Annotated in this window: 26 protein-coding genes; 24 read left to right on the forward strand and 2 right to left on the reverse strand. The window is 40.0% G+C overall.

Features of this window, described 5'->3' with window-relative positions:
* Positions 1 to 135 precede the first annotated feature (135 nt).
* From BA70_RS20790 to BA70_RS04340, 19 genes are all read left to right on the forward strand, one after another.
* Complete coding sequence (locus tag BA70_RS20790; RefSeq protein ID WP_275574576.1) at positions 136 to 492, forward strand: ComF family protein; 357 nt, start codon at positions 136 to 138, stop codon at positions 490 to 492.
* 56 nt (positions 493 to 548) lie between these two features.
* On the forward strand, positions 549 to 968 hold the full coding sequence (locus tag BA70_RS04255; RefSeq protein WP_034318589.1) for a TIGR03826 family flagellar region protein: 420 nt from the start codon (positions 549 to 551) through the stop codon (positions 966 to 968).
* A gap of 79 nt (positions 969 to 1,047) precedes the next feature.
* The gene (flgM, locus tag BA70_RS04260; protein WP_034318592.1) at positions 1,048 to 1,311 is read left to right on the forward strand and encodes a flagellar biosynthesis anti-sigma factor FlgM; all 264 of its coding nucleotides are present in this window, start codon (positions 1,048 to 1,050) and stop codon (positions 1,309 to 1,311) included.
* A 17-nt stretch (positions 1,312 to 1,328) separates the two neighbouring features.
* Entirely contained in the window at positions 1,329 to 1,811 is a 483-nt protein-coding gene (locus tag BA70_RS04265) for a flagellar protein FlgN (RefSeq protein ID WP_034318596.1), read from the forward strand.
* A 15-nt stretch (positions 1,812 to 1,826) separates the two neighbouring features.
* A complete protein-coding gene (gene flgK / locus BA70_RS04270; protein WP_034318599.1) occupies positions 1,827 to 3,347 on the forward strand; it encodes a flagellar hook-associated protein FlgK in 1,521 nt (506 codons plus the stop codon).
* 9 nt (positions 3,348 to 3,356) lie between these two features.
* Complete coding sequence (gene flgL / locus BA70_RS04275) at positions 3,357 to 4,268, forward strand: flagellar hook-associated protein FlgL (protein WP_034318602.1); 912 nt, start codon at positions 3,357 to 3,359, stop codon at positions 4,266 to 4,268.
* A 46-nt stretch (positions 4,269 to 4,314) separates the two neighbouring features.
* A complete protein-coding gene (locus BA70_RS04280; RefSeq protein WP_034318605.1) occupies positions 4,315 to 4,893 on the forward strand; it encodes a DUF6470 family protein in 579 nt (192 codons plus the stop codon).
* 28 nt (positions 4,894 to 4,921) lie between these two features.
* Entirely contained in the window at positions 4,922 to 5,356 is a 435-nt protein-coding gene (gene fliW / locus BA70_RS04285) for a flagellar assembly protein FliW (RefSeq protein ID WP_034318608.1), read from the forward strand.
* Positions 5,350 to 5,574: a carbon storage regulator CsrA gene (csrA, locus tag BA70_RS04290; RefSeq protein ID WP_008360181.1), complete on the forward strand. Its 225-nt coding sequence runs from the start codon at positions 5,350 to 5,352 to the stop codon at positions 5,572 to 5,574. The genes fliW and csrA overlap by 7 nt, the downstream gene beginning before the upstream one ends.
* A 153-nt stretch (positions 5,575 to 5,727) precedes the next feature.
* Entirely contained in the window at positions 5,728 to 6,069 is a 342-nt protein-coding gene (gene flaG, locus BA70_RS04295) for a flagellar protein FlaG (RefSeq protein ID WP_034318611.1), read from the forward strand.
* A gap of 20 nt (positions 6,070 to 6,089) precedes the next feature.
* Entirely contained in the window at positions 6,090 to 7,616 is a 1,527-nt protein-coding gene (locus tag BA70_RS04300; RefSeq protein ID WP_034318614.1) for a flagellar hook-associated protein 2, read from the forward strand.
* Between the two features lie 17 nt (positions 7,617 to 7,633).
* Entirely contained in the window at positions 7,634 to 8,038 is a 405-nt protein-coding gene (gene fliS / locus BA70_RS04305; protein ID WP_034318617.1) for a flagellar export chaperone FliS, read from the forward strand.
* Positions 8,035 to 8,376: a flagellar protein FliT gene (gene fliT, locus BA70_RS04310; protein WP_034318620.1), complete on the forward strand. Its 342-nt coding sequence runs from the start codon at positions 8,035 to 8,037 to the stop codon at positions 8,374 to 8,376. The genes fliS and fliT overlap by 4 nt, the downstream gene beginning before the upstream one ends.
* 13 nt (positions 8,377 to 8,389) lie before the next feature.
* Positions 8,390 to 8,770 carry a DUF8042 domain-containing protein gene (locus BA70_RS04315; protein ID WP_034318623.1) on the forward strand — a complete coding sequence of 127 codons (381 nt, stop codon included), beginning with the start codon at positions 8,390 to 8,392 and terminating at the stop codon, positions 8,768 to 8,770.
* A 33-nt stretch (positions 8,771 to 8,803) separates the two neighbouring features.
* Positions 8,804 to 10,489, forward strand: coding sequence for a methyl-accepting chemotaxis protein (locus BA70_RS04320; protein WP_034318627.1), 1,686 nt, complete (start codon positions 8,804 to 8,806; stop codon positions 10,487 to 10,489).
* A gap of 189 nt (positions 10,490 to 10,678) precedes the next feature.
* The gene (gene hpf / locus BA70_RS04325) at positions 10,679 to 11,242 is read left to right on the forward strand and encodes a ribosome hibernation-promoting factor, HPF/YfiA family (RefSeq protein ID WP_034318629.1); all 564 of its coding nucleotides are present in this window, start codon (positions 10,679 to 10,681) and stop codon (positions 11,240 to 11,242) included.
* Between the two features lie 198 nt (positions 11,243 to 11,440).
* Positions 11,441 to 13,966, forward strand: coding sequence for a preprotein translocase subunit SecA (gene secA, locus BA70_RS04330; RefSeq protein WP_034318632.1), 2,526 nt, complete (start codon positions 11,441 to 11,443; stop codon positions 13,964 to 13,966).
* Positions 13,967 to 14,033: 67 nt separating this feature from the next.
* A protein-coding gene (gene prfB / locus BA70_RS04335) for a peptide chain release factor 2 (RefSeq protein WP_105927045.1) occupies positions 14,034 to 15,135 on the forward strand; the annotation gives its coding sequence in 2 pieces (ribosomal slippage) (positions 14,034 to 14,105 and positions 14,107 to 15,135; 1,101 coding nt in all).
* A gap of 123 nt (positions 15,136 to 15,258) precedes the next feature.
* Entirely contained in the window at positions 15,259 to 17,052 is a 1,794-nt protein-coding gene (locus BA70_RS04340) for a M3 family oligoendopeptidase (protein WP_034318639.1), read from the forward strand.
* A gap of 11 nt (positions 17,053 to 17,063) precedes the next feature.
* On the opposite strand, the gene BA70_RS04345 is transcribed toward BA70_RS04340, so the two are convergent.
* Positions 17,064 to 17,798 (reverse strand): alpha/beta fold hydrolase, encoded by a 735-nt coding sequence (locus BA70_RS04345; protein ID WP_034318642.1) that lies wholly within the window; start codon positions 17,796 to 17,798, stop codon positions 17,064 to 17,066.
* 189 nt (positions 17,799 to 17,987) lie between these two features.
* Between BA70_RS04345 and BA70_RS04350 the strand changes: the two genes are divergently transcribed.
* The 5 genes from BA70_RS04350 to BA70_RS04370 all read left to right on the forward strand — a co-directional run bounded on the left by BA70_RS04350 (position 17,988) and on the right by BA70_RS04370 (position 22,545).
* Positions 17,988 to 18,836, forward strand: a complete 849-nt coding sequence (locus tag BA70_RS04350; protein WP_034318645.1) for a YitT family protein — start codon at positions 17,988 to 17,990, stop codon at positions 18,834 to 18,836.
* Between the two features lie 48 nt (positions 18,837 to 18,884).
* On the forward strand, positions 18,885 to 19,214 hold the full coding sequence (cccB, locus tag BA70_RS04355) for a cytochrome c551 (protein WP_034318648.1): 330 nt from the start codon (positions 18,885 to 18,887) through the stop codon (positions 19,212 to 19,214).
* Between the two features lie 381 nt (positions 19,215 to 19,595).
* Positions 19,596 to 20,282: a cell division ATP-binding protein FtsE gene (gene ftsE / locus BA70_RS04360; RefSeq protein ID WP_034318649.1), complete on the forward strand. Its 687-nt coding sequence runs from the start codon at positions 19,596 to 19,598 to the stop codon at positions 20,280 to 20,282.
* Positions 20,275 to 21,165, forward strand: coding sequence for a permease-like cell division protein FtsX (gene ftsX / locus BA70_RS04365; RefSeq protein WP_034318652.1), 891 nt, complete (start codon positions 20,275 to 20,277; stop codon positions 21,163 to 21,165). Before ftsE ends, ftsX begins: the two co-directional genes overlap by 8 nt.
* Before the next feature lie 114 nt (positions 21,166 to 21,279).
* The gene (locus tag BA70_RS04370) at positions 21,280 to 22,545 is read left to right on the forward strand and encodes a murein hydrolase activator EnvC family protein (protein ID WP_034318654.1); all 1,266 of its coding nucleotides are present in this window, start codon (positions 21,280 to 21,282) and stop codon (positions 22,543 to 22,545) included.
* A 47-nt stretch (positions 22,546 to 22,592) separates the two neighbouring features.
* On the opposite strand, the gene BA70_RS04375 is transcribed toward BA70_RS04370, so the two are convergent.
* The gene (locus BA70_RS04375) at positions 22,593 to 23,333 is read right to left on the reverse strand and encodes a sulfite exporter TauE/SafE family protein (protein WP_034318656.1); all 741 of its coding nucleotides are present in this window, start codon (positions 23,331 to 23,333) and stop codon (positions 22,593 to 22,595) included.
* Between the last annotated feature and the right edge of the window lie 75 nt (positions 23,334 to 23,408).

Consider the following 23,408-nt stretch of genomic DNA (forward strand, 5'->3'; position numbering starts at 1 on the left):
CCCGATTTTTCTGACGTTCTCGTGAAAAATAGGTCTGTCTATGCTTACAACGACTTTATGAAAGGCGTCCTTGCTCGATTTAAATTTCGAGGTGATACTGCTTTAGCTGAGCTGTTTAAAAGAGATATACGAGCAGTGTTTAAGCGTTCTTTTTCTATTAAAGAACCTGTGCTGATTCCAATCCCTTTAAGTAAAGAAAGGTTAAAGGAAAGAGGGTTTAATCAATCCGCCTTACTAGCTTCTTTGATTGGTATGCCTGTACTGCACCCACTCGTTAAAATTCATCAAAGTAAGCAGTCCAAGAAAAGTAAAAATGAACGTCTAGATCAAAAGGGATTGTTCCAATTAAAGCAGTCAGATGCAATCCTTCAAAAGGATATTGTATTAATTGATGATATCTATACCACTGGGGCGACCATCTATGATGCGGCAAAAATTTTAAAAGACGCAGGTGCCAAAAGTGTTTCCTCTTTTACGTTGATACGTAGTTAAAAATCATGATAATTAACCGATAATAAGAAAAGAAAATAACGTAAGGGGTTTTGGTTATGAATCAATTGGCAAACTGTCCACAATGTAATCAGTTATTTTTAAAAACCACCATCCAAACGGTTTGTAACAAATGCTTTGAAGAAGAAGAACGTTCTTTTGATATCGTTTATAAATTTTTGCGGAAGCAAAGTAACAGACAATCAACCATTGCTGAAATAGTAGATGCAACAGATGTTGATGAAGAATTAATTTTGAAATTTATCCGTTTGAAAAGGCTTCAAATTAGTCAATTTCCGAATATCAACTATCCTTGTGAAAGATGCGGCCAACCGATCAGGAAAAACAAGCTGTGCAGCCAATGTGAACAGGATATTCATTCGCAAATCAGCCAAATGAACCAGGAAGAGGAGCGTAAAAAGGAGATTGAATCTAGGAAAAAAGACACCTATTATGCCATTCATCCTAAAAACGACTGATTCCCTAAACTAAGTTGCAGTTTGGTCGATAAAATGGATAGAATCAAGACAGACTGTAACGGAAAGCGAGAGGAATCCCGTGAAAATTAATCGATATGGAACACAACCAGTAAATCCTTACAAGAAAACATATGAGAAACAAACGTTGCAATCGAATCAAGCAAAATCAACTGATAAAGTCGAAATTTCTAAAAAGGCAATCGAAATGCAAAAGGTGCCGAATTTAATGAAAGAACGTCAAGATAAAATAGACCAACTTAAAAAAAGCATTGAAGCCGGAACATATCAGGTAGATACAAAAGGTATTGCAGATAAAATGCTGAATTTTTATAAACAACAATAACAAAAGGAGTAGCGTGAATGTCAGTTAAAATAATTATTGAAGAGCTGCATCGTCTCTATGGATTACATGAACAGCTTCTAAAGCTGTCTAAGGATAAAACAGAAATGCTGAAAAGCAATGAGATCGATGCTCTTTCAGAGGTTCTGAATTTAGAGCAAAAATATATTCAGGCCATTTCTCAATTAGAAGAAAAGCGTATTGAAGCTACAGTTCAATTTTTACAAAGTGATCAACCGCCGACAATCACCGCATGTATCGAAAAGGCTGAAGGTACGGATCAAGAAGAGCTCATTTCGTTATATGAGAAACTAAATAACATCATGGTGGAATTGAAAGATGTAAATGAACTAAACAAACAGCTCATTCAGCAGTCACTTCAATTTATTTCACTGACATTCGATCTCGTTAACCCTAATAAAGAACATATGAATTACGGACAAAATGGTCTTGAGAGTTCAAAGCCTAAACAGCATAGGGCTTTGTTTGATTCGAAGGCGTAAACAAGGAGGATACCAATGGGTTCTACATTCATGGGACTAGAAACGGCAAAAAGAGGAATCACAGCCCAACGTGCAGGGCTTTATGTCACATCAAACAACGTGTCCAATGCAAATACAGAGGGCTACTCAAGACAAAGAGTTACCTTTAAAGCAGATAATCCTTACCCAGTAATTTCTGTTTATGATGGCAAGACGTACGGCCAAATGGGGACAGGAGTACAAGTTGGGACCGTTGAAAGAATTCGAGACAGCTTTTTAGATCTACAATACAGAGATCATAACAACAATTTGTCTTACTATTCAGCGAAGTCTGATGCCCTTTCACAAATGGAGGGGGTTATGAATGATTTGACAGATGAAGGCTTAAACAGAGCCTTTGATAATCTTTGGAAATCATTACAGGTCCTATCAGAATCGAAAAATGCTGATACTGCATCTGCACGTACAGTAGTTAAAACAAGTGCACAGGCTTTAGTAGACCAATTCCGTCTGCTCAATTCTTCTTTAACAACGATACAAAAGAATTTAAAAACAGAACTTGATTCAACAGCAAAAAATGTGAACACTCTTTTATCTCAAATAGATGAAGTGAACAAACAGATTGCAACGGTTGAGCCAAATGGATATCTTCCAAATGATCTTTATGATACGCGTGATGCGCTGGTCGATCAGTTATCCTCACTTGTTGATATTAAGGTGAGCTACAACCCATCTGGCGGAAATGCACTCAAAATTGCTGAAGGAACCGTCAACATCGACATTATCGGTGCAAATGGACAATCTGCTGGGACGATTTTGAATGGCATTACCAACGAAAAGTCTGAACTGCAAATCTCCTATGATAATACGACTGGACTTGTCAACTCACTTCAATTCGGAACAACAACCATTGCAGCAGATCAATTACAGGTGAATGGTAAAGTAAAAGCACTTGTTGAGGCGTATGGCTACATGTCAAATGGTGCTGAAAAAGGAATGTACCCAGACATGCTTGCAGAGCTAGATGAAGTAGCACAAGTATTCATGGATACATTTAACGACGTGCATAAGCAAGGGTACACGTTAAATGGGGCAAGCGGACAAGACTTTTTTGACATCGAGAATAACAATGATTTGAATAAAGGCTTGGCAGCTCGTATCAAAGTGAGTGATGTGATTTTAGCATCAACAGATAATATTGCCGCATCTCTCAATAGTACGAAGGGTGACGGTTCGAATGCTACGAAATTAGCCAATATTCAAGACTTGAAGCTGGCAATTGGTGGAAATACGACGACGATTCAGGATTACTACCAAAATGTCATTGCTGAAATGGGGATACAAGGGAAAAAGAACATGACGCTGGAAAGCAGTTCAGCGGCTCTTGTCAACTCAGCCAATGAACGCAGAATGTCGACTAGCGCTGTCTCCATCGATGAAGAAATGACGAATATGATCCAATTTCAGCATGCGTATAATGCAGCGGCAAGAGTTGTGACATTACAAGATGAAATATTAGATAAAGTAATCAACGGCATGGGTGTCGTAGGAAGGTAGGGATAACTGATGCGAGTTACGCAAGGTATGATTTCTCAAAACTCACTTCGCAATATTAGTAAAAGTTATGAAAAACTTTCTAAAATAAATGAGCAGGCACAAACAGGAAAACGTTTCACGAAAACGTCTGATGATCCTGTTGCAGCAGTCAAAAGCCTTCAATATAGTACAGCAATGTTTCGAAATGAACAATATCAGAAAAACTTAAATGAAGCACAAAACTGGATTGATACATCTGAAACAAGTGTCACTGAAATCATTGATATTATGTCAAATATTCGAGACAAAGTGCTTGATGCGGCGAATGGAACAAAGCAGCCCGAAGATTTAGAGGCTATCGGAGTGGAAATTGGTCAGATGAAGAAACAAATCATTGATGCAATGAATACTCAGATGTTAGGTAAGTTCGTATTTAATGGAACAAATACAAATGTAAAACCAGTTGTAGAGAACGCAGACGGTACGTTTACATTTAACTTTGAAAACTATACAGATGCAAATTCCGTTAAATCGAACATTTCTGATGGTATCACTTTAAATGTGAACTCAAATCCAATTTCAGCGTTTGGTGGACAGTCTGCCAGCGGTCAAAATGTCATTGAAATGCTGACGGATTTAGAAAACTCATTGAAAAATGGAACGTTCGCGAATTCTGATGATGCATTAGGAAGTATCGATCAGTTTAAAGAAGTGATGAGTGCAGAGCGCTCAGATCTTGGTGCCCGATCGAATCGGATTGACTTAGTAGGCAGTCGCTTGACTTCACAATTCGAAGTACTGAAAAATGCCAAATCAGATAATGAAGATGTAGAAAGTGAGAAAGCAATTATTGATCTTCTTCAACAAGAGGTTGTGAATAGAGCTGCTTTAGCAACGACAGCAAAAGTTATTCAGCCATCCCTTGTCGATTTCTTAAGATAATAAAAAGCATCCGTTGGGTGCTTTTTTGCATCGTGGAGGTGAACTTATGCAAATCCCTAGATTGTTAATGCAACAAACCTATGCAAAGCTGCAAATGTCGACGACTCCATCTAGACAAGAAGTAGAGCAGCCAAGAGCTGATCTTGAGATTCAGCAGCCAAGAGCTGTCATGAACATCACAAGAACACCTTCGAAATTAACCATTGATCAAACAGAGGCATTTGCCGATATGGATATCAAGTCGATTTTTAGGCGTTCTGAGGAATGGGCAGCTGAGGGGAAACGTGCTATTGGCGAAGGAATGGGCCGAAGAGCGGAAGAAGGAAGCGAACTGATTAAGATTGAGGATGGTGGTAATGCCATTGCCGAGTTTGCCAAAATCAATGGCAGTCCTCCAGCGAAGCAATTCACCATCGGTGTGATTCCTTCATTCTTTAGTGTCAAAATTCACTATCAGCCATCCGAGGTTAAAATTGATATTGAGCCTCAAAAAGCTGTCATTGAGGCAACACCTCATAAACCGATCGTTAACTACCAGCAAGGTAAAGTAAATATTGATATGTTACAATACCCAGAATTAAAAATAGAAGTTGACGAAACGGGTCAAAATGGTGATAAGGTATAGTTAAGAAAAACGAAAAAGGTCGTGAATTATGATCATTCAAACAAAATACCATGGCGAAGTGACAATTAAAGAGGAGCAAATCATCAACTTCTCTAATGGGATACCAGGATTTCTGGATCAAAAACAGTTTGTCATTTTGCCTTTATCAGAAGAGTCTCCATTTTTAGTTCTTCAATCATTGAAAAACGCAGAATTAGGCTTTATCGTCAGCAGCCCATTTTTATTCTTCAATCAATACGAATTTGATTTGGACGAGACGGTTGTAGACATTCTGGCAGTAGAAGATGCCAATGATGTGGAAGTAATGGTTATATTAACAATGGAATCCTCTATTGAAAAAACGACAGCCAATTTAAGAGCGCCTATCATTGTGAACCGGAAAAACATGAAAGCCAAGCAGGTGATTTTGCATGATTCAGCCTATCATACAAAACATTTGTTAGAGGTGGCATCCTCATGTTAGTGCTGTCTCGTAAATTAAACCAGTCGATTCAAATAGGTGATGATATTGAAGTCAAGATTATATCAATCGAAGGCGATCAAGTGAAAGTCGGGATTGAGGCTCCTAAGCACATCGATATTCATAGGAAGGAAGTTTACCTGTCTATTCAAGAAGAGAACAATCGTGCTGCGAGCTTGTCCTTAGATCTTCTTTCTCAATTATCCTCACAAAAAAAGTGAGGATTTTTGTATCTGGTTCAGCTATCCTTCTCCACGTTTCTGTGTGGATGTTCACCATCTATATGAAACTTTAACAAATCGGTCCATCTATATTTAATTTGAAAATTCAAAGCCGATATAAAAGGTAGATTAAAGCACAGGAGCTGAATAACTATGTCTGTTGGTAAGTTGACATCACTTGAGCCAATTATCGATGCGTTTCAAACCCGTGTTTCTAATAATCAGAATGGCAATGTAAACTCTGAATCACAAGCAAATGGCAAGGTTGTTTCAAAAGAAGAAATTGAAAAAACGCTTCAAGGAGCAAATAAGCTCATTGAACCTACTCAATTTCATCTTCAATTCGAATTACATGAAAAACTCAATGAATATTATGTCAAAGTCGTAGATAACCAAACAGAAGAAGTCATTAGAGAAATTCCTTCCAAGGAATGGCTCGATTTTTATGCGGCAATGACAGAGATTGTCGGTTTATTTGTAGATAAAAGAATGTAATTGAAGGGAGAACATAAACAATGGTTAATCGAATTACTGGATTTTCAAATGTGTTTGATATTGATGAAATCGTCTCAAAGCTGATGAAAACTGAACAAGTACCACTTGATAAAATGACACGTCAGAAACAAACGCTAGAATGGCAAAGAGACAGCTATCGCGAGGTTAATTCGAAAGTCAAAGAATTAGATGATTTGATTAACAGTTTAAACTTAACGCGTCCAAGTACATATGGCGCAAAAAAAGTGACCAGCTCAAATGAATCTGCTGTTACTGCAACTGGATCAACTGATGGATCAACAAATGCTACTTCTGGCTCAATCCATGTAACCCAACTTGCAACAGCTTCCGTCTTCAAATCGTCTGGAACTTCTGGATATACACCAGCTAATGGCACGTTTACATTTGAGGTGACGACACCAGATTCTACAAAACCAAAAACAGTGACCATTAATACCACTGATACAGATACCCTTGATTCAATCGTGAAACAATTGAACAACTCTCAACTAGGTGTCACGGCTTATAAAGGCCAAATTTTTGATGGGACCAACTACGTGGATACGATTGCTCTCACTTCCCGTACGACCGGTGAAGGTGTCAGTATTAAAGCAGCTGATGGTAATTCTGCTTCATTTTTAACGCAATTAGGCTTCCAAGTAGATGGAGATAACAAATTAGTTGCGACAACGCAAGGGCAGAAAGCACAATACGAAATTAACGGCCTTAAGATGGAAAATAACAATAATACGTTCACACAGGCTGGTATTACGTACGAGCTTAAAGGTACAACCGATAAGCCTGTCAGCTTAAACGTTTCAACAGATGTGGATACAATCTTTGATAAGATTAAACAATTTGTTGATAAATACAATGAGCTCGTTGAGCAGATTAATGGTAAAGTCAATGAAAAAAGAAACAGAGACTATCAACCATTAACAGCAGAAGAGAAAAAAGGGATGTCTGACAAAGAAGTGGAGCTATGGGAAACGACCGCGAAGTCTGGCTTGCTGAGAAGTGATTCCATTTTACGATCTGGTGCCTCTAAAATAAGAAGTGATTTTTATGCTGATATTACGACAAGTGATGCGAATAAAATTCACATCACACAAATCGGAATTACCACTTCAGATAAATATAAAGATGGCGGAAAGCTTGTAATTGATGAAAAGAAACTAAAAGAAGCCATTGAAGCAGATCCACAGAAGGTCAGTCAAATGTTCATCTCGGGTAGTTTAAATGTGGATTCAAAAGATAAAGACAAAGCGCAGCAGCAATATAAAGAACAAGGAATCATTCATCGTGTCAAAAATTCCTTATCAGCCTTCTCGAAGAGCATTCAAACAAAGGCTGGTAGCACAACGATGGAATTAAAGGAATATGGACTTGGTAAGGACCTTGATTCTTTGGGCAAACGAATGAGTACGTTCCAAGACCGTTTGAAGCTGGTTGAAGCCCGTTACTATACAAAGTTTAACGCCATGGATAGTGCAATTCAAAAGCTAAACAACCAATCTGGCTACCTTTCTCAACTGCTTGGACAATAATTGGAGGTTTATAACATATGGCAATACAGAACCCTTATGCCGCCTATCAGAAAAATTCTATTGAGACTGCAACACCTGCCGAGTTGACGCTTATGCTTTATGAAGGATGTTTAAAGTTCATCAGACTAGCGAAGTATGCCATTCAAAAAGAGGATGCGGAAACGAGAAACTTGAATCTGAAAAAGGCTCAAAACATCATCCAAGAATTAAATGTCACCTTAAATCGTTCTTATGATGTATCAAAGAGTATGGCAAGTATGTATGATTACATCTATCGCAGACTCATAGAGGCCAACCTTCAAAATGACGAAGAGATGTTGAATGAAGTGGAGCAATACGTGACCGATTTCCGAGATGCTTGGAAGGAAGTCATTCAAACGGATCGAAAAGGCCGCCACCACTCTATTGGGGGATCTCTATGAGTATTGTTGACCAGCTGCATGACCAAACTTTAAAAATGGCAGCCGAAATATCGGCAAATCCACAAAGTGAAACGCTGGTTGAAGACTTTGACGCCTTTTTAATTGAGAGAGACGAATTAATGAGAGAGATACAGCATGAGCTGTCCGATCAAGAAAAAGAGAAGATCAAGGAAATCATTCAAACGGATCAGCAGATGGCGAAGCAATTAACGATTATCCAAAAAGGGATAAGAGCAGATATTCAAGCCATTCAAAGAAAGAAAACGAAACAGCTGAATTATCAAAATCCATACCAGCCCTTAACGAGTGACGGCGTATACTACGATAAACGGAAATAAATAGGTGAGACCTGTGGCGTATCGTTCAGATGACTATATTTTATTAACCACATATTATGAACTTCTTTATACGATAGAAGAGAGTCTAAAATATTTAGATGAAATTGAGAAGGACTTTGCTAAAACGGAGGGGGATCGGATCTTTAATGATCTGATCCATGCCTTTTTTCATTTAGAGACAACACATCCCCTTCTGCTTTCAATTATTGAAAATGAGCACTTTGCTAAGACGATTCGTTCGTTTGATCAAATATTTTTAAGTTTCGATATACTAGCTTTCTATACATTCCCTTCAAATCACTTCCAATCATTCCTGACATCATATTTTATACCTGAATATAGAAAGTGGATGGATGAAATACATGCCTGTATGAGGCCGTATGTCATTCATTAATTTTTGTTCAATTCAGACCATTCGGAGGAAATTATGAGACTAAAAAATCAATTTTTATTTGGGCTTATTGTCATATGTGTATTGTTTGTCAGTATTTTAGGGTTCTCAAGCTTTATCTATTACAAAACAGATCAATCCTATAAGGCGCTTCTCAACAAAGAAGTGAAGCTTTATCAGACCTCACTGGAATTAGAAGCACTTCTGCAAAAGCAGGAAGCGCAAATTAAGACATATGTGGTCGTGCAAGACGCTGAGAATTTACAAAAGATTGAGCAAACATATGAAGATATTAATAAGAAAACAAATGAAGCTTCAAAACTTAGTGCTGTTAAACAAGTTAAAAATCTGTTAGAGCAAATTTCTGAACAAAATTACCTTTATTACACCTCAACCAATCGATTATTTAATTCACTGAATATGCAAAATCAAAAGGAATTCAACACCCGCCTCAGTCAAGAATTACAGCCTATCGAACAAGAAATACATACCTTTACAAAAGAATTCGCACAAACACAATTGAAACAACGAGATCAAAAAATCAACCAGCTCAATCAAGACAGCAACCAATTATTGCTTACACTCATTCTTGTCAGTGCAGCGATTGTGCTCGCCTTTTTGTTGATTGGGATCAGATTCGTTCATCGAATGACAAAACCGATTGTCTCTGTTACAAATGCCGCCAAAAGAATGGCTGATGGTGATCTCACAATTGAAGAGATTGAAGTAACCTCTAAAAATGAGATTGGCCAACTCGGTACAGCCTTTAACCAAATGACGACTCATTTGCGTCAGCTCATTTTACAGGTGCAAAACGGATCAAAGCAATTAGCTGATTCTGCTGCTCAATTTGAAGAAACCATCAGCCAAACAATATCGGCGAGTGAGCAGACATCTAGCTCGATTGAACAGGTTAGTGAAGCTTCACGTGAACAATCAGATGCGGTCGGAAAAGTCGCTTCCGCCATTCAAGAGGTATCGACTGGCATGCAAAATGCGGCTGAACACACGTCCGATGTTTCGGGTCACTCAATTTCAGTGACTGAAAAGGCTGAAGAGGGTGCAGCCCTCATTCAACAGTTTGTGAAACAAATGAGCTCTATTAAGGAGTCTGTGAATGACCACCATTCCACAATGGCTAATGTACAAGCGCAGTTTACGGGCATTCAAGATCTGTTAGGTCATATCCACGCCATTGCCGACCAGACAAATTTGCTTGCGTTAAACGCAGCAATTGAAGCGGCAAGAGCAGGAGAACATGGAAGAGGCTTTGCGGTTGTAGCAGATGAAGTGAGGAAGCTTGCAGAAGAATCTAGTCAGCTGACAGATCAAATTAGTCAATTACTCGCGAACGTGAACAAAGATACTGAAAAGTCATCACAGTCGATGACGAAGGTTGAACGAAATGTAGAAGAAGGTGTGAAAGTATCGCACTTGTCTGAACAGAGCTTTCATGAAATCCTGGAATCCATTCGTGATATCTCGATGAAAGCAGAGGAGCTGTCAGCCACTGCAGAGCAAATTTCAGCTAGTACAGAGGAAATTTCTCAAACGGTTGGTGTCATTGAAGAAGGAGCCAAACGGAACTCCGAAGAGACGGAATACATGTCGGCAGCTGTTGAAGAATCACTAGCGGCGAACGAAGAAATGAAAGCAGCTGCGGAGGATTTAAAGTCCTTGTCTCAATCGCTGAAAACATCTATTTCATCTTTCAACATTTAAAAGCGCGCTGGTCTTTTTCGAGAATCAACCGAATATATATTCATCACCTATCAAGTAATAGTTGAAGTACCGCATAATTCGACAAATTTCAATAAAAATTCACATTTTTTTTACGTTTGAGCAGGAGAAAAGGAGGGAAAAGTAGAAATAGGTTTACATATCCTTAATTTTAAAGGAGGCGTTCTTTACATGAATTACAATGTCAGAGGAGAAAACATCGAAGTAACACCTGCACTAAGAGATCATGTCGAGAAAAAAATTGGAAAGCTGGAGCGTTATTTTGAGTCAGATGTTGATGCTTCAGTCAACGTGAACTTGAAGTTTTACAACGATCAAGAATCTAAAGTTGAGGTTACCATTCCAATGACTGATCTAGCACTTCGAGCTGAGGTGCATAATGAGGATATGTACAATGCAGTAGACCTAGCAGCCAGTAAACTAGAACGTCAAATTAGAAAACACAAAACAAAAGTAAACCGTAAATTCCGCGAGCAAGGTGTGAAAAAGCACTTATTTGCTGGAGGAAACGGCACTGCCGATGTAGCGGTTCAAGATGACGAGGAAATTGATGAAACAGAAATCGTCAGACAAAAACGTTTCAACTTAAAACCGATGGATAGCGAAGAGGCCATTCTCCAAATGAACATGTTAGGTCATAGCTTCTTTGTTTTCACAAATGCTGAGACAAATTTGACCAATGTGGTTTATCGCCGAAATGACGGTAAATACGGACTCATTGAGCCAAACGCTTAACCATCAGCTTCTGTTGATCTAAAAACAACCTAAAAAAAGTAAACCCGTTCCCTTGATGAGGGGCGGGTTTTTTGTGCTAAATCATTGCAAATTCTTTGGAAATGAATGAAGGTATGGTATGATAAATGCAGGTAAATATGGACCTGTCAAACTTTTGGACATGCCGAAAAATTGCATGAAATAGAGGAGCGTTATTATATGCTTGGAATCTTAAATAAAGTGTTTGATCCTACGAAACGTACGATCAGCCGATATGAAAAAAAGGCAAATGAAATTGAAGCTCTCGCTCAAGATTTTGAGAAATTATCTGACGAGGCTTTACGAAATAAAACGATCGAATTTAAAGAAAAACTCGAAAAAGGACAATCCGTGGATGACCTGTTGGTGGAAGCATTTGCAACAGTACGCGAGGCATCTCGCCGCGTGACAGGAATGTTCCCATTTAAGGTGCAGCTCATGGGGGGGATCGCGCTTCATGAAGGCAACATCTCTGAGATGAAAACAGGTGAAGGTAAAACGTTGACATCAACGATGCCTGTTTATTTAAATGCTCTTTCTGGTAAAGGTGTCCACATTGTGACAGTCAACGAATATTTGGCAAGCCGTGATGCGGAGGAAATGGGCAAGATTTTTGAATTTCTTGGATTAACGGTGGGCTTAAACTTAAATAGTTTAGACAAAGATGAAAAAAGAGAAGCGTATGCCGCTGATATCACGTATTCAACAAACAATGAACTTGGCTTTGACTATTTACGAGATAACATGGTGCTTTACAAAGAGCAAATGGTGCAAAGACCACTTCATTATGCCGTCATCGATGAGGTTGACTCCATCTTAATTGATGAAGCGAGAACACCTCTTATTATTTCTGGACAAGCAGCGAAATCGACGAAACTTTACGTACAAGCAAATGCTTTTGTACGTACATTAAAAATAGAAGACGATTTCACGTATGATATTAAGACAAAAAGTGTTCAGCTGACAGAAAGCGGAATGACGAAGGCGGAAAAAGCATTCGGCATCGAGAACCTGTTTGATGTCAAACATGTCGCGCTGAACCACCACATCGCTCAGGCCTTGAAGGCACATGTTGCGATGCAAAAAGACGTTGATTATGTCGTGGAAGATGGTCAAGTCGTCATTGTTGACTCCTTTACAGGACGTTTAATGAAAGGACGCCGCTATAGTGAAGGTCTGCATCAAGCCATCGAGGCAAAAGAAGGTCTTGAAGTGCAGAATGAAAGCATGACACTTGCAACGATTACGTTCCAGAACTACTTCCGTATGTATGAAAAGTTATCTGGTATGACAGGTACAGCGAAAACGGAAGAAGAGGAATTCCGTAACATTTACAACATGCAGGTTGTGACAATCCCGACCAATCAACCAGTGGTTCGTGATGACAGACCTGATTTAATTTACCGCACAATGGAGGGTAAATTTAAAGCAGTGGCTGAGGATGTTGCCCAGCGTTATATGATAGGGCAGCCAGTTCTTGTCGGAACAGTTGCTGTTGAGACATCTGAGCTCATTTCTAAGCTGCTCAAAAATAAAGGCATTCCTCATCAAGTGTTAAACGCGAAAAACCATGAGCGTGAAGCACAAATTATTGAGGAAGCTGGTCAAAAAGGTGCCGTCACGATTGCGACAAACATGGCGGGCCGTGGTACAGACATCAAGCTTGGCGAAGGTGTGAAAGAACTGGGCGGTCTGGCTGTTGTTGGGACAGAGCGTCATGAATCACGCCGTATTGATAACCAGCTTCGTGGACGTTCTGGTCGTCAAGGAGACCCAGGGATTACACAATTTTATTTATCCATGGAAGATGAATTGATGCGCCGATTCGGTGCAGAGCGGACGATGGCGATGCTTGATCGCTTTGGAATGGATGACACTACACCAATTCAAAGTAAAATGGTATCTAAAGCCGTTGAATCTTCTCAAAAACGTGTTGAGGGGAACAACTTTGATTCCCGTAAGCAGCTTCTACAATATGATGATGTGCTGCGTCAACAGCGTGAAGTGATTTACAAACAGCGCTTTGAAGTGATCGATTCGGATAACTTGAAATCGATTGTGATCAATATGATTCAATCTTCTATTGAGCGGGCTGTTGGATCTTATACGCCGAAAGAAGAGCTTCCAGAAGAGTGGAAGCTAGATGGTCTTGTTGAATTAATCAACACGAACTATTTAGATGAAGGGTCCATTACGGTCAAAGATATCTTCGGTAAAGAAGCAGATGAAATCACGTCCTTCATCATGGATCGTATTAAAGAGAAATACGATGCAAAAGAAGAAACATTTGGCGATGAACAAATGCGTGAATTTGAAAAAGTCATCGTCCTTCGTGCGGTAGATTCGAAGTGGATGGATCACATTGATGCAATGGATCAGCTGCGTCAAGGAATTCATTTACGTGCGTATGCACAAACAAATCCGCTTCGTGAATACCAAATGGAAGGATTTGCGATGTTTGAGAATATGGTGGCTTCAATTGAAGATGATGTAGCCAAATATGTCCTAAAATCAGAAATCCAAAACAACCTAGAACGTGAAGAAGTTGTTCAAGGTCAAACTACTGCTCATCAGCCTCAAGAGGGCGATGAGGAGAAGACAGTGAAGAAAAAGCCGGTACGTAAAGTCGTCGACATTGGACGAAACTCTCCATGTCACTGCGGAAGCGGCAAGAAATATAAAAATTGTCATGGGAAGACAGAATAAGTAATGGAAAGAGGTGAAAACCTCTTTCTATTCATGTCAGCCCCCATACATCTATGAGGTGAAGGATATGGAATTAGTAGAAATTAGACAAGAGCTTGAAAATATGGCTAGCAGGCTAGCTGATTTTAGGGGGTCTCTTTGACTTAGAAACAAAAGAAGCCAAAATCGCAGAACTTGAAGCGACGATGTCAGAGGCTGATTTTTGGAATGATCAGCAAAAGGCGCAAGGTGTCATTAATGAAGCCAATGCACTGAAGGATTATGTGATTACATATCATGAGCTCAGTGAGTCACATGAAGAGCTGCAAATGACGCATGACTTATTAAAGGAAGATTATGACGGTGAGCTTCATGCAGATCTTGAAAAAGAGCTGAAGAACTTAACAAAACAGTTTAACGAGTTTGAGCTGCAGCTTCTCTTAAGCGAACCATATGACAAAAACAATGCCATTCTTGAGCTTCACCCCGGTGCAGGCGGTACTGAATCACAGGATTGGGGTTCTATGCTCCTGAGAATGTACACTCGCTGGGCGGAGCGCAGAGGCTTTAAAGTTGAAACGCTTGATTATCTTCCTGGCGATGAAGCAGGAATTAAGTCTGTGACATTATTGATTAAAGGGCATAACGCCTACGGTTACTTAAAAGCAGAAAAAGGTGTCCATCGTTTGGTGCGTATTTCTCCTTTTGATTCATCTGGCCGTAGACATACATCCTTCGTTTCCTGTGATGTTATGCCAGAATTCAATGAAGAAATAGATATTGATATTCGTACAGAGGACATTAAGGTTGATACGTATCGTGCAAGCGGTGCAGGTGGTCAGCACGTCAATACGACGGACTCTGCGGTTCGTATCACACACATTCCAACAAATGTCGTGGTGACATGCCAAACAGAAAGATCACAAATCAAAAACAGAGAACGTGCAATGAAAATGCTGAAATCGAAACTCTATCAAAAGCGAATCGAAGAACAGCAGGCAGAATTGGATGAAATCAGAGGAGAACAGAAAGAAATTGGCTGGGGCAGCCAAATTCGCTCTTATGTTTTCCACCCATACTCTCTTGTGAAAGACCATCGAACCAATACGGAGATGGGAAATGTTCAAGCGGTCATGGATGGAGATTTAGATTCATTTATCGATGCTTATTTACGTTCGAAATTATCATAAAAACTCGGCTTCTTGCTGGGTTTTTTTAATTGTGAGAAAATAAATGAATATAAAGGAATACATACGCCATACTGACTCTATATCCTTTGTATGATGAAATTAGCAAATAAAGGGGGAAATACTTTGGGACTAAAACCATTACAAGAGACGTGGGATTTAGATGCCTTTTTTAAAGGAGGCAGTTCTTCACCAGAATTTATGACATACTTGCAGCACATTCAACAGCTACTAGATGAATTACGCCAAAAGGTGGATGCCTTTTCAAAAGAAGATACACACATTGAAAGCAGGTTAACGTCTGTCCTTGACACGTATGAAACCACATATAAAAAACTGTCTCAAGCAGGTTCATTTGTATCTTGTCTACAATCTCAAAATACGAAGGATATGAAGGCAGGTAGTCTTCGAGGTAAGATTGCCAAGCTTGAAGCCGAACTAGGAACCATTCTTGCGTTGTTTGATCAAGCGCTTGCTGCAATTCCTTCGAACAAGTGGGAAGATCTGATGAATTCAGCAGCCTTCTCAGATGTTCGCTACATATTAAATGAACGCAGAGAGCGTGTGAGGGATCAACTTCCTGTTGAACAAGAAACGTTGATTCAAAAATTAGCCGTAGATGGATACCACGCGTGGGATGAGCTCTATTCTAGCTTAGTGAACAAGATTACCATTCCATTTGAGCAAAATGGTGAAACACAGATGATTTCTGTCGGCCAAGCGGAAAATGCGATGGATGATTCAGATCGTGAAGTCAGAAAGGCCGTTTATCATAACCTAGAGAATGCATGGACCCAGGATGAACATTTATTTGCAAGCACGCTCAATCATCTGGCTGGCTTTCGTTTGCAAGTGTATGAAGCAAGAGGCTGGGATCATATTTTAAAAGAGCCGCTTGATATTTGCCGGATGAAACAAGAAACCCTTGATGCGATGTGGTCTGTGATTGATGAACATAAGCAGCCGTTCATTGATTACTTACAACGTAAAGCTGACATGCTTGGTGTTCATAAGCTGAGTTGGTTTGATGTTGGGGCTCCTATTGGAAGTGAGACAAAGGTCTATCCTTATCAAGAGGCAGCTGCTTTTATTGTGAAACATTTCGCTGGATTCGGAGAAGAGCTTGCAGCCTTTACTGAAAAAGCATTTAATGAAAGCTGGGTAGAAGCAGAGGATCGTCCAAACAAACGAGTGGGCGGCTTTTGTACGAATTTCCCTGATAGTGGAGAATCGCGCATTTTTATGACCTTCTCAGGAAGTCCATCCAATGTTGCGACACTAGCGCATGAGCTTGGTCATTCGTTCCATCAGGAAGTGATGCAGGATGTTCGTATTTTGAATCGTAAATATGCCATGAATGTAGCTGAAACGGCGTCGACATTCGCAGAAATGATTGTGGCTGATGCTTCATTAAAAGAAGCGACAAATGAAGAGGAGCGTCTCAGCTTGTTAGAGGATAAGCTGCAGAGAAGTGTGGCATTCTTTATGAACATTCAATCACGTTTCTTATTTGAACAGCGCTTCTATGAAGAGCGTAAACATGGAGAAGTGCCGGCTGACCGCTTGAATGAGCTGATGGTAGAAGCGCAGAAGGAAGCCTTTGGTGACTCTTTAGATGAATACCATCCGCATTTCTGGGCGTCTAAACTGCATTTCCATATCACGGGTGTGCCATTTTATAATTTCCCATACACATTTGGTTACATGTTCTCGCTAGGTATTTATGCGAAAGCATTGCAGGCTGGGGCATCGTTTGAAGAGAAATACATTGCGTTATTAAAGGATACAGCTTCAATGACAGTAGAAGATTTAGCATATAAGCATTTGGGCGTCGATCTTACCCAAAAAGCATTTTGGGAAGAAGCCATTTCTTTGGCAGTAGCAGATGCAGAAGAGTTTTTAGAAGCGACGAAAAAATGAAAAGCTCCCCATTACGGGAGCTTTTTTGCTGGCTTTAACCATTCAATCATCCTCTGAATGATATCTTTTTGCTGCGTTAGGGCTGAAATATCAGCAGGCCGATCACCTTTTTGTTTGCCGTACATGCCAAATTGCGCATGATTCCCGCCTTGGATCTCATGGTATACCGTTTGAGAAGGCAGCTGTTTTTTCGACTGCTTGATTTTCTCTTGTGTCGCTAGCCCATCCTTTTCACCCGAGATAGATAGTACCTTGAAGGGTGCTTGTTTCAGATCATCTGATGCTGGATAGGAAGCAAGGAAAAAGAGTCCGTCTAGCTTGCTTTGGTTTTCTTCTGCATACATAGCGGCAGCTGTCCCGCCAAGTGAATGACCGCCAATATACCAGTGTTTGATGGCTTGATGATCCTTGATGATGTCCTGTGCTTTCTTTGTATTGAAGATCGCAAAGGAAAATGGCATCTCGGGGATAAAGACAGAATAGCCTTTTTTCATTAGCGCATCTCCTATATAGGCGTAAGCAAGTGGTTCCACCTTTGCACCGGGATAGAGAATGACGCCAGTATCGCTTTTTGTAGTTTCAAATGCATAAACACCATTTTTATGTTCCACTTGCTCGATGTTCACCTGCTTTTTTAATGCTTCGGAGGGTCCATATGTAAAGCGGCTCCATGTATAGAAAGCACCAAAAGATAAGATGATCAGTGCAAGTAATGTAATGCCCGTTATTTTCAATAGTTTCTTCATCGCATGTCCCTTCTTTCTCATGTACATATTAAATATACCATCATTTACTCTCATGCCAACTGGCGAATACGCTGATCCGGCTGTGTGATAAAGTATTAATCCATTAGCACTGCATTTGGCTGTTATTTACATTCCGTATAGGAGAGCTTAAAATAGGTGTGCATTCAGAAGTAACGGAGGAAGAAAGACATGAAGCAGGGACATTCTCAATTTTTGATCGAAGCGAAAAATTATCTGTTCATTTTAATAGGATCAGCCATCGTGGCGATTGGATTTAATACGTTATTATTACCGAATCAGATTGCCGCTGGGGGCGTGAGCGGAATTAGTACCATTATGCAGTCTTTCGGTTTCGAAGCGGCGTATGTGCAGTGGGGACTTAATATTCCGCTGTTTATCGCTGGTTTTTATTTATTAGGCGGTACATTTGGAGTGAAAACACTCGTTGGGTCTATTTTTTTACCTTTGATGGTGTTCTTAACAAGACATATTGCTCCTGTGACACATGAAGCACTATTAGCAGCCATTTTTGGTGGAGTGGTGATTGGAATCGGGATAGGGCTCGTGTTCCTTGGGAATGGATCAACGGGTGGAACGGCACTCGCTGCCAAAATCATTAATAAGTACACAGGACTGACGCTGGGTACATGTTTAGCGATGATGGATGGCCTGATTGTCCTCGCTGCCATGACTGTTTTTGGGATCGAAGAGGGACTGTACGCGGTCATTGGTGTATTTATTTCGAGTAAAACAATTGATGTGGTACAGGCCGGCTTCAGTCATTCGAAAATGGCGATGATCATTACAGGGCATGAGGATGAGGTCAGACAGGCGGTTTTTGATCAAATTGACCGTGGTGTGACGAAAATCTCGGCAGTCGGAGGATATACTGATAATGACCGTCCGATTCTCATGTGTGTCGTGGGACAAACACAATTCACAAAGTTGAAACAAGTCGTGAAAGCAATCGATGCATCAGCATTTGTCATCGTGATGGACGCAAAAGAGGTGCTGGGTGAGGGTTTTAAAAGGGCGTAAACAAGGATATAATAGCGATGACCAAATGATTGCAAGGGAGGGAAATAGATGAAAAAGAGCGGATTAACACTTCTATTTGTGACAATGCTTTTTGTGCTTGCGGCTTGTGGAGGAAATTCAAGCAGCAGTGACAAAGAAGGCAGTAAGAGTGCTTCTACTGTGAGCAGTGGTGAGGAAATTTATCAGCAAAACTGTATTGGCTGTCATGGAAAAGATTTATCTGGCGGAGGCGGACCAAGCCTGAAAGAAGTAGGGAAGAAATATAACGAAAGCCAAATCGCAGACATTGCACAGAACGGTAAAGGGTCTATGCCAAGCGGGATGGTAGATGAAAAACAAGCAAAAGAAGTCGCAAAATGGCTTGCAGAGAAAAAATAAAACCTTTGTCTAATCGACAAGGTTTTTTTATTTTCTATATGTAGAAAAAGACTTTTGAATAGTATGAGAGCGCATTATATTAAATTTTATTTAAAAAATAAGGGTAAAAAGACATGTTTTTCGGTTTTGGTTGTTCTATTTACCTTTTATTTATAAGTTTTGAAATATAAATGTAATACCATTGCGTCGATTCATGACGTATAATTGGAGTTGTTGAAATTTTGATGATCAATTTTTTCATCTTTTTGGATGAAAAGGACATAAATTGCTTGTACGTATCGAAGGGTATGTGCGTGACCATACATAACGTTTTTTGACGATAAGTGTCAAAACATCATGATAAGCTGTTATTCAGCGAATAAGAAAAGATTAGGTGATTACATGATTGAAATGAAGGAAGTCTACAAGATCTATCCTAATGGCGTAAAGGCGATCAATGGAATCAATGTCTCTATCCATCCAGGAGAGTTTGTGTATGTTGTTGGTCCCAGTGGTGCTGGTAAATCCACTTTTATCAAAATGATGTATCGTGAAGAGAAGCCAACCAAAGGGAAAATTTTCATTAATAACAAAGATCTAGGCTCAATTAAGGAAAAAGAAATCCCTTATGTGAGAAGAGAAATCGGCGTGGTATTCCAAGATTTCAAACTGCTGCCGACCCTTACAGTGTTTGAGAACGTGGCATTTGCCCTTGAAGTTATTGGTGAACAGCCAAGTATCATTAAGAAAAAAGTGCTTGATGTACTCGATTTGGTACAGTTGAAACACAAAGCGCGTCAATTTCCTGACCAGCTTTCTGGCGGTGAACAGCAGCGTGTATCTATCGCTAGATCGATCGTCAATAGTCCTGAGGTGGTCATTGCAGATGAGCCTACAGGAAACCTAGATCCAGATACATCAATGGAAATCATGAAGACACTGGAAGAGATTAATAACCGCGGAACAACAGTTGTCATGGCGACACACAACAAAGAGATTGTAAACAGCATGAAGAAACGCGTCATCGCAATCGAAGATGGTATGATTGTGCGTGACGAAGCAAGAGGGGAGTACGGAATTTATGATTAAAACTCTCTCGCGGCATTTACGTGAGAGCTTCCGTTCACTTGGAAGAAACACGTGGATGACATTTGCATCAATTAGTGCGGTCACTGTCACACTGATTTTAGTTGGGGTTTTTCTTGTCATTATGCTCAACTTGAATAACATGGCATCGAACGCTGAAAAAGAAGTAGAAGTAAAAGTACTAATCGATTTAACAGCGAATCAAAAGCAGCAGGATGAATTAAAAGCAGAAATTGAAAAGATTCCTGAAATCAGTGATGTGAAATACTCATCTAAGGATGACGAACTAAAAGCATTGATTAAAAGCTTTGGTGAAAATGGACAATCTATGGGACTTGTTGATCAAGAGAACCCATTAAACGATGCATTTATTGTGAAAACAACGGATCCTCACGATACACCAAAAGTAGCGAAAAAATTAGAAAACCTAAAGGGTACGTATAAAGTAACCTATGGAAAAGAAGAAGTCAGCCGACTCTTTAATGTGGTCGGAGTGGCACGTAATGTCGGCATTGCGCTCATTATTGGGCTTTTATTTACAGCGATGTTCTTGATCTCCAATACGATCAAAATTACGATTTTTGCTAGACGGAAAGAAATTGAGATTATGAAGCTAGTAGGTGCAACGAACTGGTTTATCCGCTGGCCGTTCTTCATTGAAGGATTACTGCTGGGTGTATTTGGTTCTATTATACCAATCGCTCTATTGCTTAGCACGTATCAATATGTTGTGGGCTGGGTGGCGCCGAGAGTACAAGGCTCATTTATTGCAATGCTTCCATATAACCCGTTTGTCTATCAAGTATCACTGGTCCTTCTATTGATCGGTGCAATCATTGGTGTATGGGGAAGCTTAACGTCCATCCGTAAATTCTTAAAAGTATAAATATATTTTATTTGATGGCAGCACTCGAGGATTCTATAGAAGGTGTGACCGGTTGATCCGATTCATCCGGTCGACTCTTCGTGTCGATAGTTGTCATGGGAGGGGAATGTCGTTTTGAAAAGAAAGCTGATGATGGCTGGAATGGCAGCGTTTATTGGAACAACGTGGCTATACATTCCAGGAAACGAGAATCGTGCATTCGCATACGAAGACCTAGATCAAAAACGTCAACAAATCGAAGAGAAAACATCGAAAACTGAATCAACTTTGAAGAAAAAGAAATCTGAGTTGGCAAAGCTTGAAAAGAAAGAAACAAAGCTAAAACAAGAGATTGAAAAGATTGACCAAAAGGTAAGTGCTGCAACTGAAAAGGTTGCTGAAAAAGAAAAAGAAGTCAAACAAACGAAACAAGAGATCAAGAAACTGAAAAAAGACATTCAAGTCATCAACGAGCGAATTGAAAAAAGAAAAGCGATTTTCAAAGACCGAATTCGTTCTATGCAAAAAAGCGGCGGTACAATCAACTATTTAGATGTGCTGCTAGGTGCTCGCAGCTTTAGTGATTTTGTCAGTCGTGTTGGAGCTGTCACAACCATTGTCGAAGCAGATAAAGACATGATTACAGAACATGAAAATGATTTAGAGCTGGTGGAGCAAAAAGAAGCAGAGCTAAATAATCAGCTAAGTGGACTTGAAACATCTCTGAAAGAGCTAGAAACACTGAAAAAGGATTTATCTAAGAAGCATAAAGAAAAAGAAAACATCTTAGGTGATGTCACAGATAAAAAGAATCATGCACATGATGAACTAGGCAAGCTTGAGAATGAACAAGAAATCCTAGCGAATCAAAAAGCTGCTGTGAAGTCTGAGGAAGCACGCCGTCAAAAGGAAGAAGCAAAGAAAGCTGAACAAGCAGCTGCTGAAAAAAATGCACCTGCATCTCCTAGCAGCGGTTCAGATCAAGTATCTGATACACCAGCAAGCAGCTCAGGCTTTATTAAACCAGCTGCAGGTCGATTCTCATCAGGCTTTGGCGGACGTTCTGGCGGACAGCATTACGGATTAGATATTGCAGCAAAAGGCACAGTATCTGTCGTGGCAGCAGCATCTGGAACTGTTACGAACTCGAGCTACTCAACGAGCTATGGGAATGTCGTGTTCATTACGCACAACATCAATGGACAGACCTATCAAACGGTATATGCCCACCTTTCTACAAGAAGTGTGTCGACAGGGCAGAGAGTTGAGCAAGGACAGTTCCTTGGATATATGGGGAACACAGGTCAATCGCATGGCCAGCACCTTCACTTTGAAATTCATAAAGGATTATGGAATGGTGCAAAATCAAATGCAGTCAATCCAGCGCAATATATCCGCTAACAAAAAGCCGATAACAGATGTTATCGGCTTTTTTGAGCTGTATTGACTTAAAATAATAAAAGTAATCCAGCAATAATCGGTGTTAAAAGCACAGCGGATTTCAATAAGAGCTTCGGTGCAAGGCGTGTAAATTTCGCACCAATAAATGCGCCTAATACCGTTCCAATTAAGATTTGAATCAGCAAAATAAAATCAACATAGCCTTCTGAAATATAACCAATTCCACCGCCAATGGAGATCGGGATAATGACAAGCATGGTCGTGCCAACAGCCTGTCTAATAGACAGCTTCAGCAAAATCAAAAGTCCCACTTGAATAAATGGTGCAGACCCAATACCGAACATGCCTGACAGCATACCTGATACAAGTCCTAAAATAATGCCCCTTGTCAGCAGCTGACGTGAAGAAAGCGGCTGCTGCTCTGCTTCTTCATTGAGGACAAATAGTTTGATCATCATAAAAACAGCAGATAAAAAGAGCATACCGGCTGTTAAATAGTGCAAGCTTTCCTCTGGAATAAAAGGAGCAACCTTTGCTCCCGCAAAAGAGGCAATACAAGCTAAAGCACCGACAATCAAACCAGATTTGAGCTGAATATTTCCTTCCCGGTAGTGACTGTATGCACCTGATAATGTCGTAAATGCCATAGCGGCTAAAGACGTACCTAGTGCTGTATGAATTGGTACATCAAATATTAACGTAAGCAACGCGATGACAAAACCAGCCCCGCCAGCTCCTACAAATCCTAATAAAATCCCTAAAAAAAGCATAGTTAATATAATATACATTGCAAAGACTCCTTCTCGATCATAACAGAATAAAAATTACACCTAATGAAATGATTAGTCAAGCCTTCAAGGGAG

Origin of the sequence: Bacillus zhangzhouensis, assembly GCF_000715205.1 — a bacterium.
Taxonomy (GTDB): domain Bacteria; phylum Bacillota; class Bacilli; order Bacillales; family Bacillaceae; genus Bacillus; species Bacillus zhangzhouensis.

What these genes read in the sequence shown, in the direction of transcription:
- ftsE (WP_034318649.1), top strand. Translation starts at nt 19,596, where the DNA reads ATGATTGAAATGAAGGAAGTCTACAAGATCTATCCTAATGGCGTAAAG.
- BA70_RS04300 (WP_034318614.1), top strand. Translation starts at nt 6,090, where the DNA reads ATGGTTAATCGAATTACTGGATTTTCAAATGTGTTTGATATTGATGAA.
- fliW (WP_034318608.1), top strand. Translation starts at nt 4,922, where the DNA reads ATGATCATTCAAACAAAATACCATGGCGAAGTGACAATTAAAGAGGAG.
- BA70_RS04350 (WP_034318645.1), top strand. Translation starts at nt 17,988, where the DNA reads ATGAAGCAGGGACATTCTCAATTTTTGATCGAAGCGAAAAATTATCTG.
- csrA (WP_008360181.1), top strand. Translation starts at nt 5,350, where the DNA reads ATGTTAGTGCTGTCTCGTAAATTAAACCAGTCGATTCAAATAGGTGAT.
- cccB (WP_034318648.1), top strand. Translation starts at nt 18,885, where the DNA reads ATGAAAAAGAGCGGATTAACACTTCTATTTGTGACAATGCTTTTTGTG.
- flgL (WP_034318602.1), top strand. Translation starts at nt 3,357, where the DNA reads ATGCGAGTTACGCAAGGTATGATTTCTCAAAACTCACTTCGCAATATT.
- flaG (WP_034318611.1), top strand. Translation starts at nt 5,728, where the DNA reads ATGTCTGTTGGTAAGTTGACATCACTTGAGCCAATTATCGATGCGTTT.
- flgK (WP_034318599.1), top strand. Translation starts at nt 1,827, where the DNA reads ATGGGTTCTACATTCATGGGACTAGAAACGGCAAAAAGAGGAATCACA.
- BA70_RS04345 (WP_034318642.1), bottom strand. Translation starts at nt 17,798, where the DNA reads ATGAAGAAACTATTGAAAATAACGGGCATTACATTACTTGCACTGATC.
- secA (WP_034318632.1), top strand. Translation starts at nt 11,441, where the DNA reads ATGCTTGGAATCTTAAATAAAGTGTTTGATCCTACGAAACGTACGATC.
- hpf (WP_034318629.1), top strand. Translation starts at nt 10,679, where the DNA reads ATGAATTACAATGTCAGAGGAGAAAACATCGAAGTAACACCTGCACTA.
- ftsX (WP_034318652.1), top strand. Translation starts at nt 20,275, where the DNA reads ATGATTAAAACTCTCTCGCGGCATTTACGTGAGAGCTTCCGTTCACTT.
- fliS (WP_034318617.1), top strand. Translation starts at nt 7,634, where the DNA reads ATGGCAATACAGAACCCTTATGCCGCCTATCAGAAAAATTCTATTGAG.
- BA70_RS04280 (WP_034318605.1), top strand. Translation starts at nt 4,315, where the DNA reads ATGCAAATCCCTAGATTGTTAATGCAACAAACCTATGCAAAGCTGCAA.
- BA70_RS04265 (WP_034318596.1), top strand. Translation starts at nt 1,329, where the DNA reads ATGTCAGTTAAAATAATTATTGAAGAGCTGCATCGTCTCTATGGATTA.
- BA70_RS04320 (WP_034318627.1), top strand. Translation starts at nt 8,804, where the DNA reads ATGAGACTAAAAAATCAATTTTTATTTGGGCTTATTGTCATATGTGTA.
- BA70_RS04375 (WP_034318656.1), bottom strand. Translation starts at nt 23,333, where the DNA reads ATGTATATTATATTAACTATGCTTTTTTTAGGGATTTTATTAGGATTT.
- BA70_RS04255 (WP_034318589.1), top strand. Translation starts at nt 549, where the DNA reads ATGAATCAATTGGCAAACTGTCCACAATGTAATCAGTTATTTTTAAAA.
- fliT (WP_034318620.1), top strand. Translation starts at nt 8,035, where the DNA reads ATGAGTATTGTTGACCAGCTGCATGACCAAACTTTAAAAATGGCAGCC.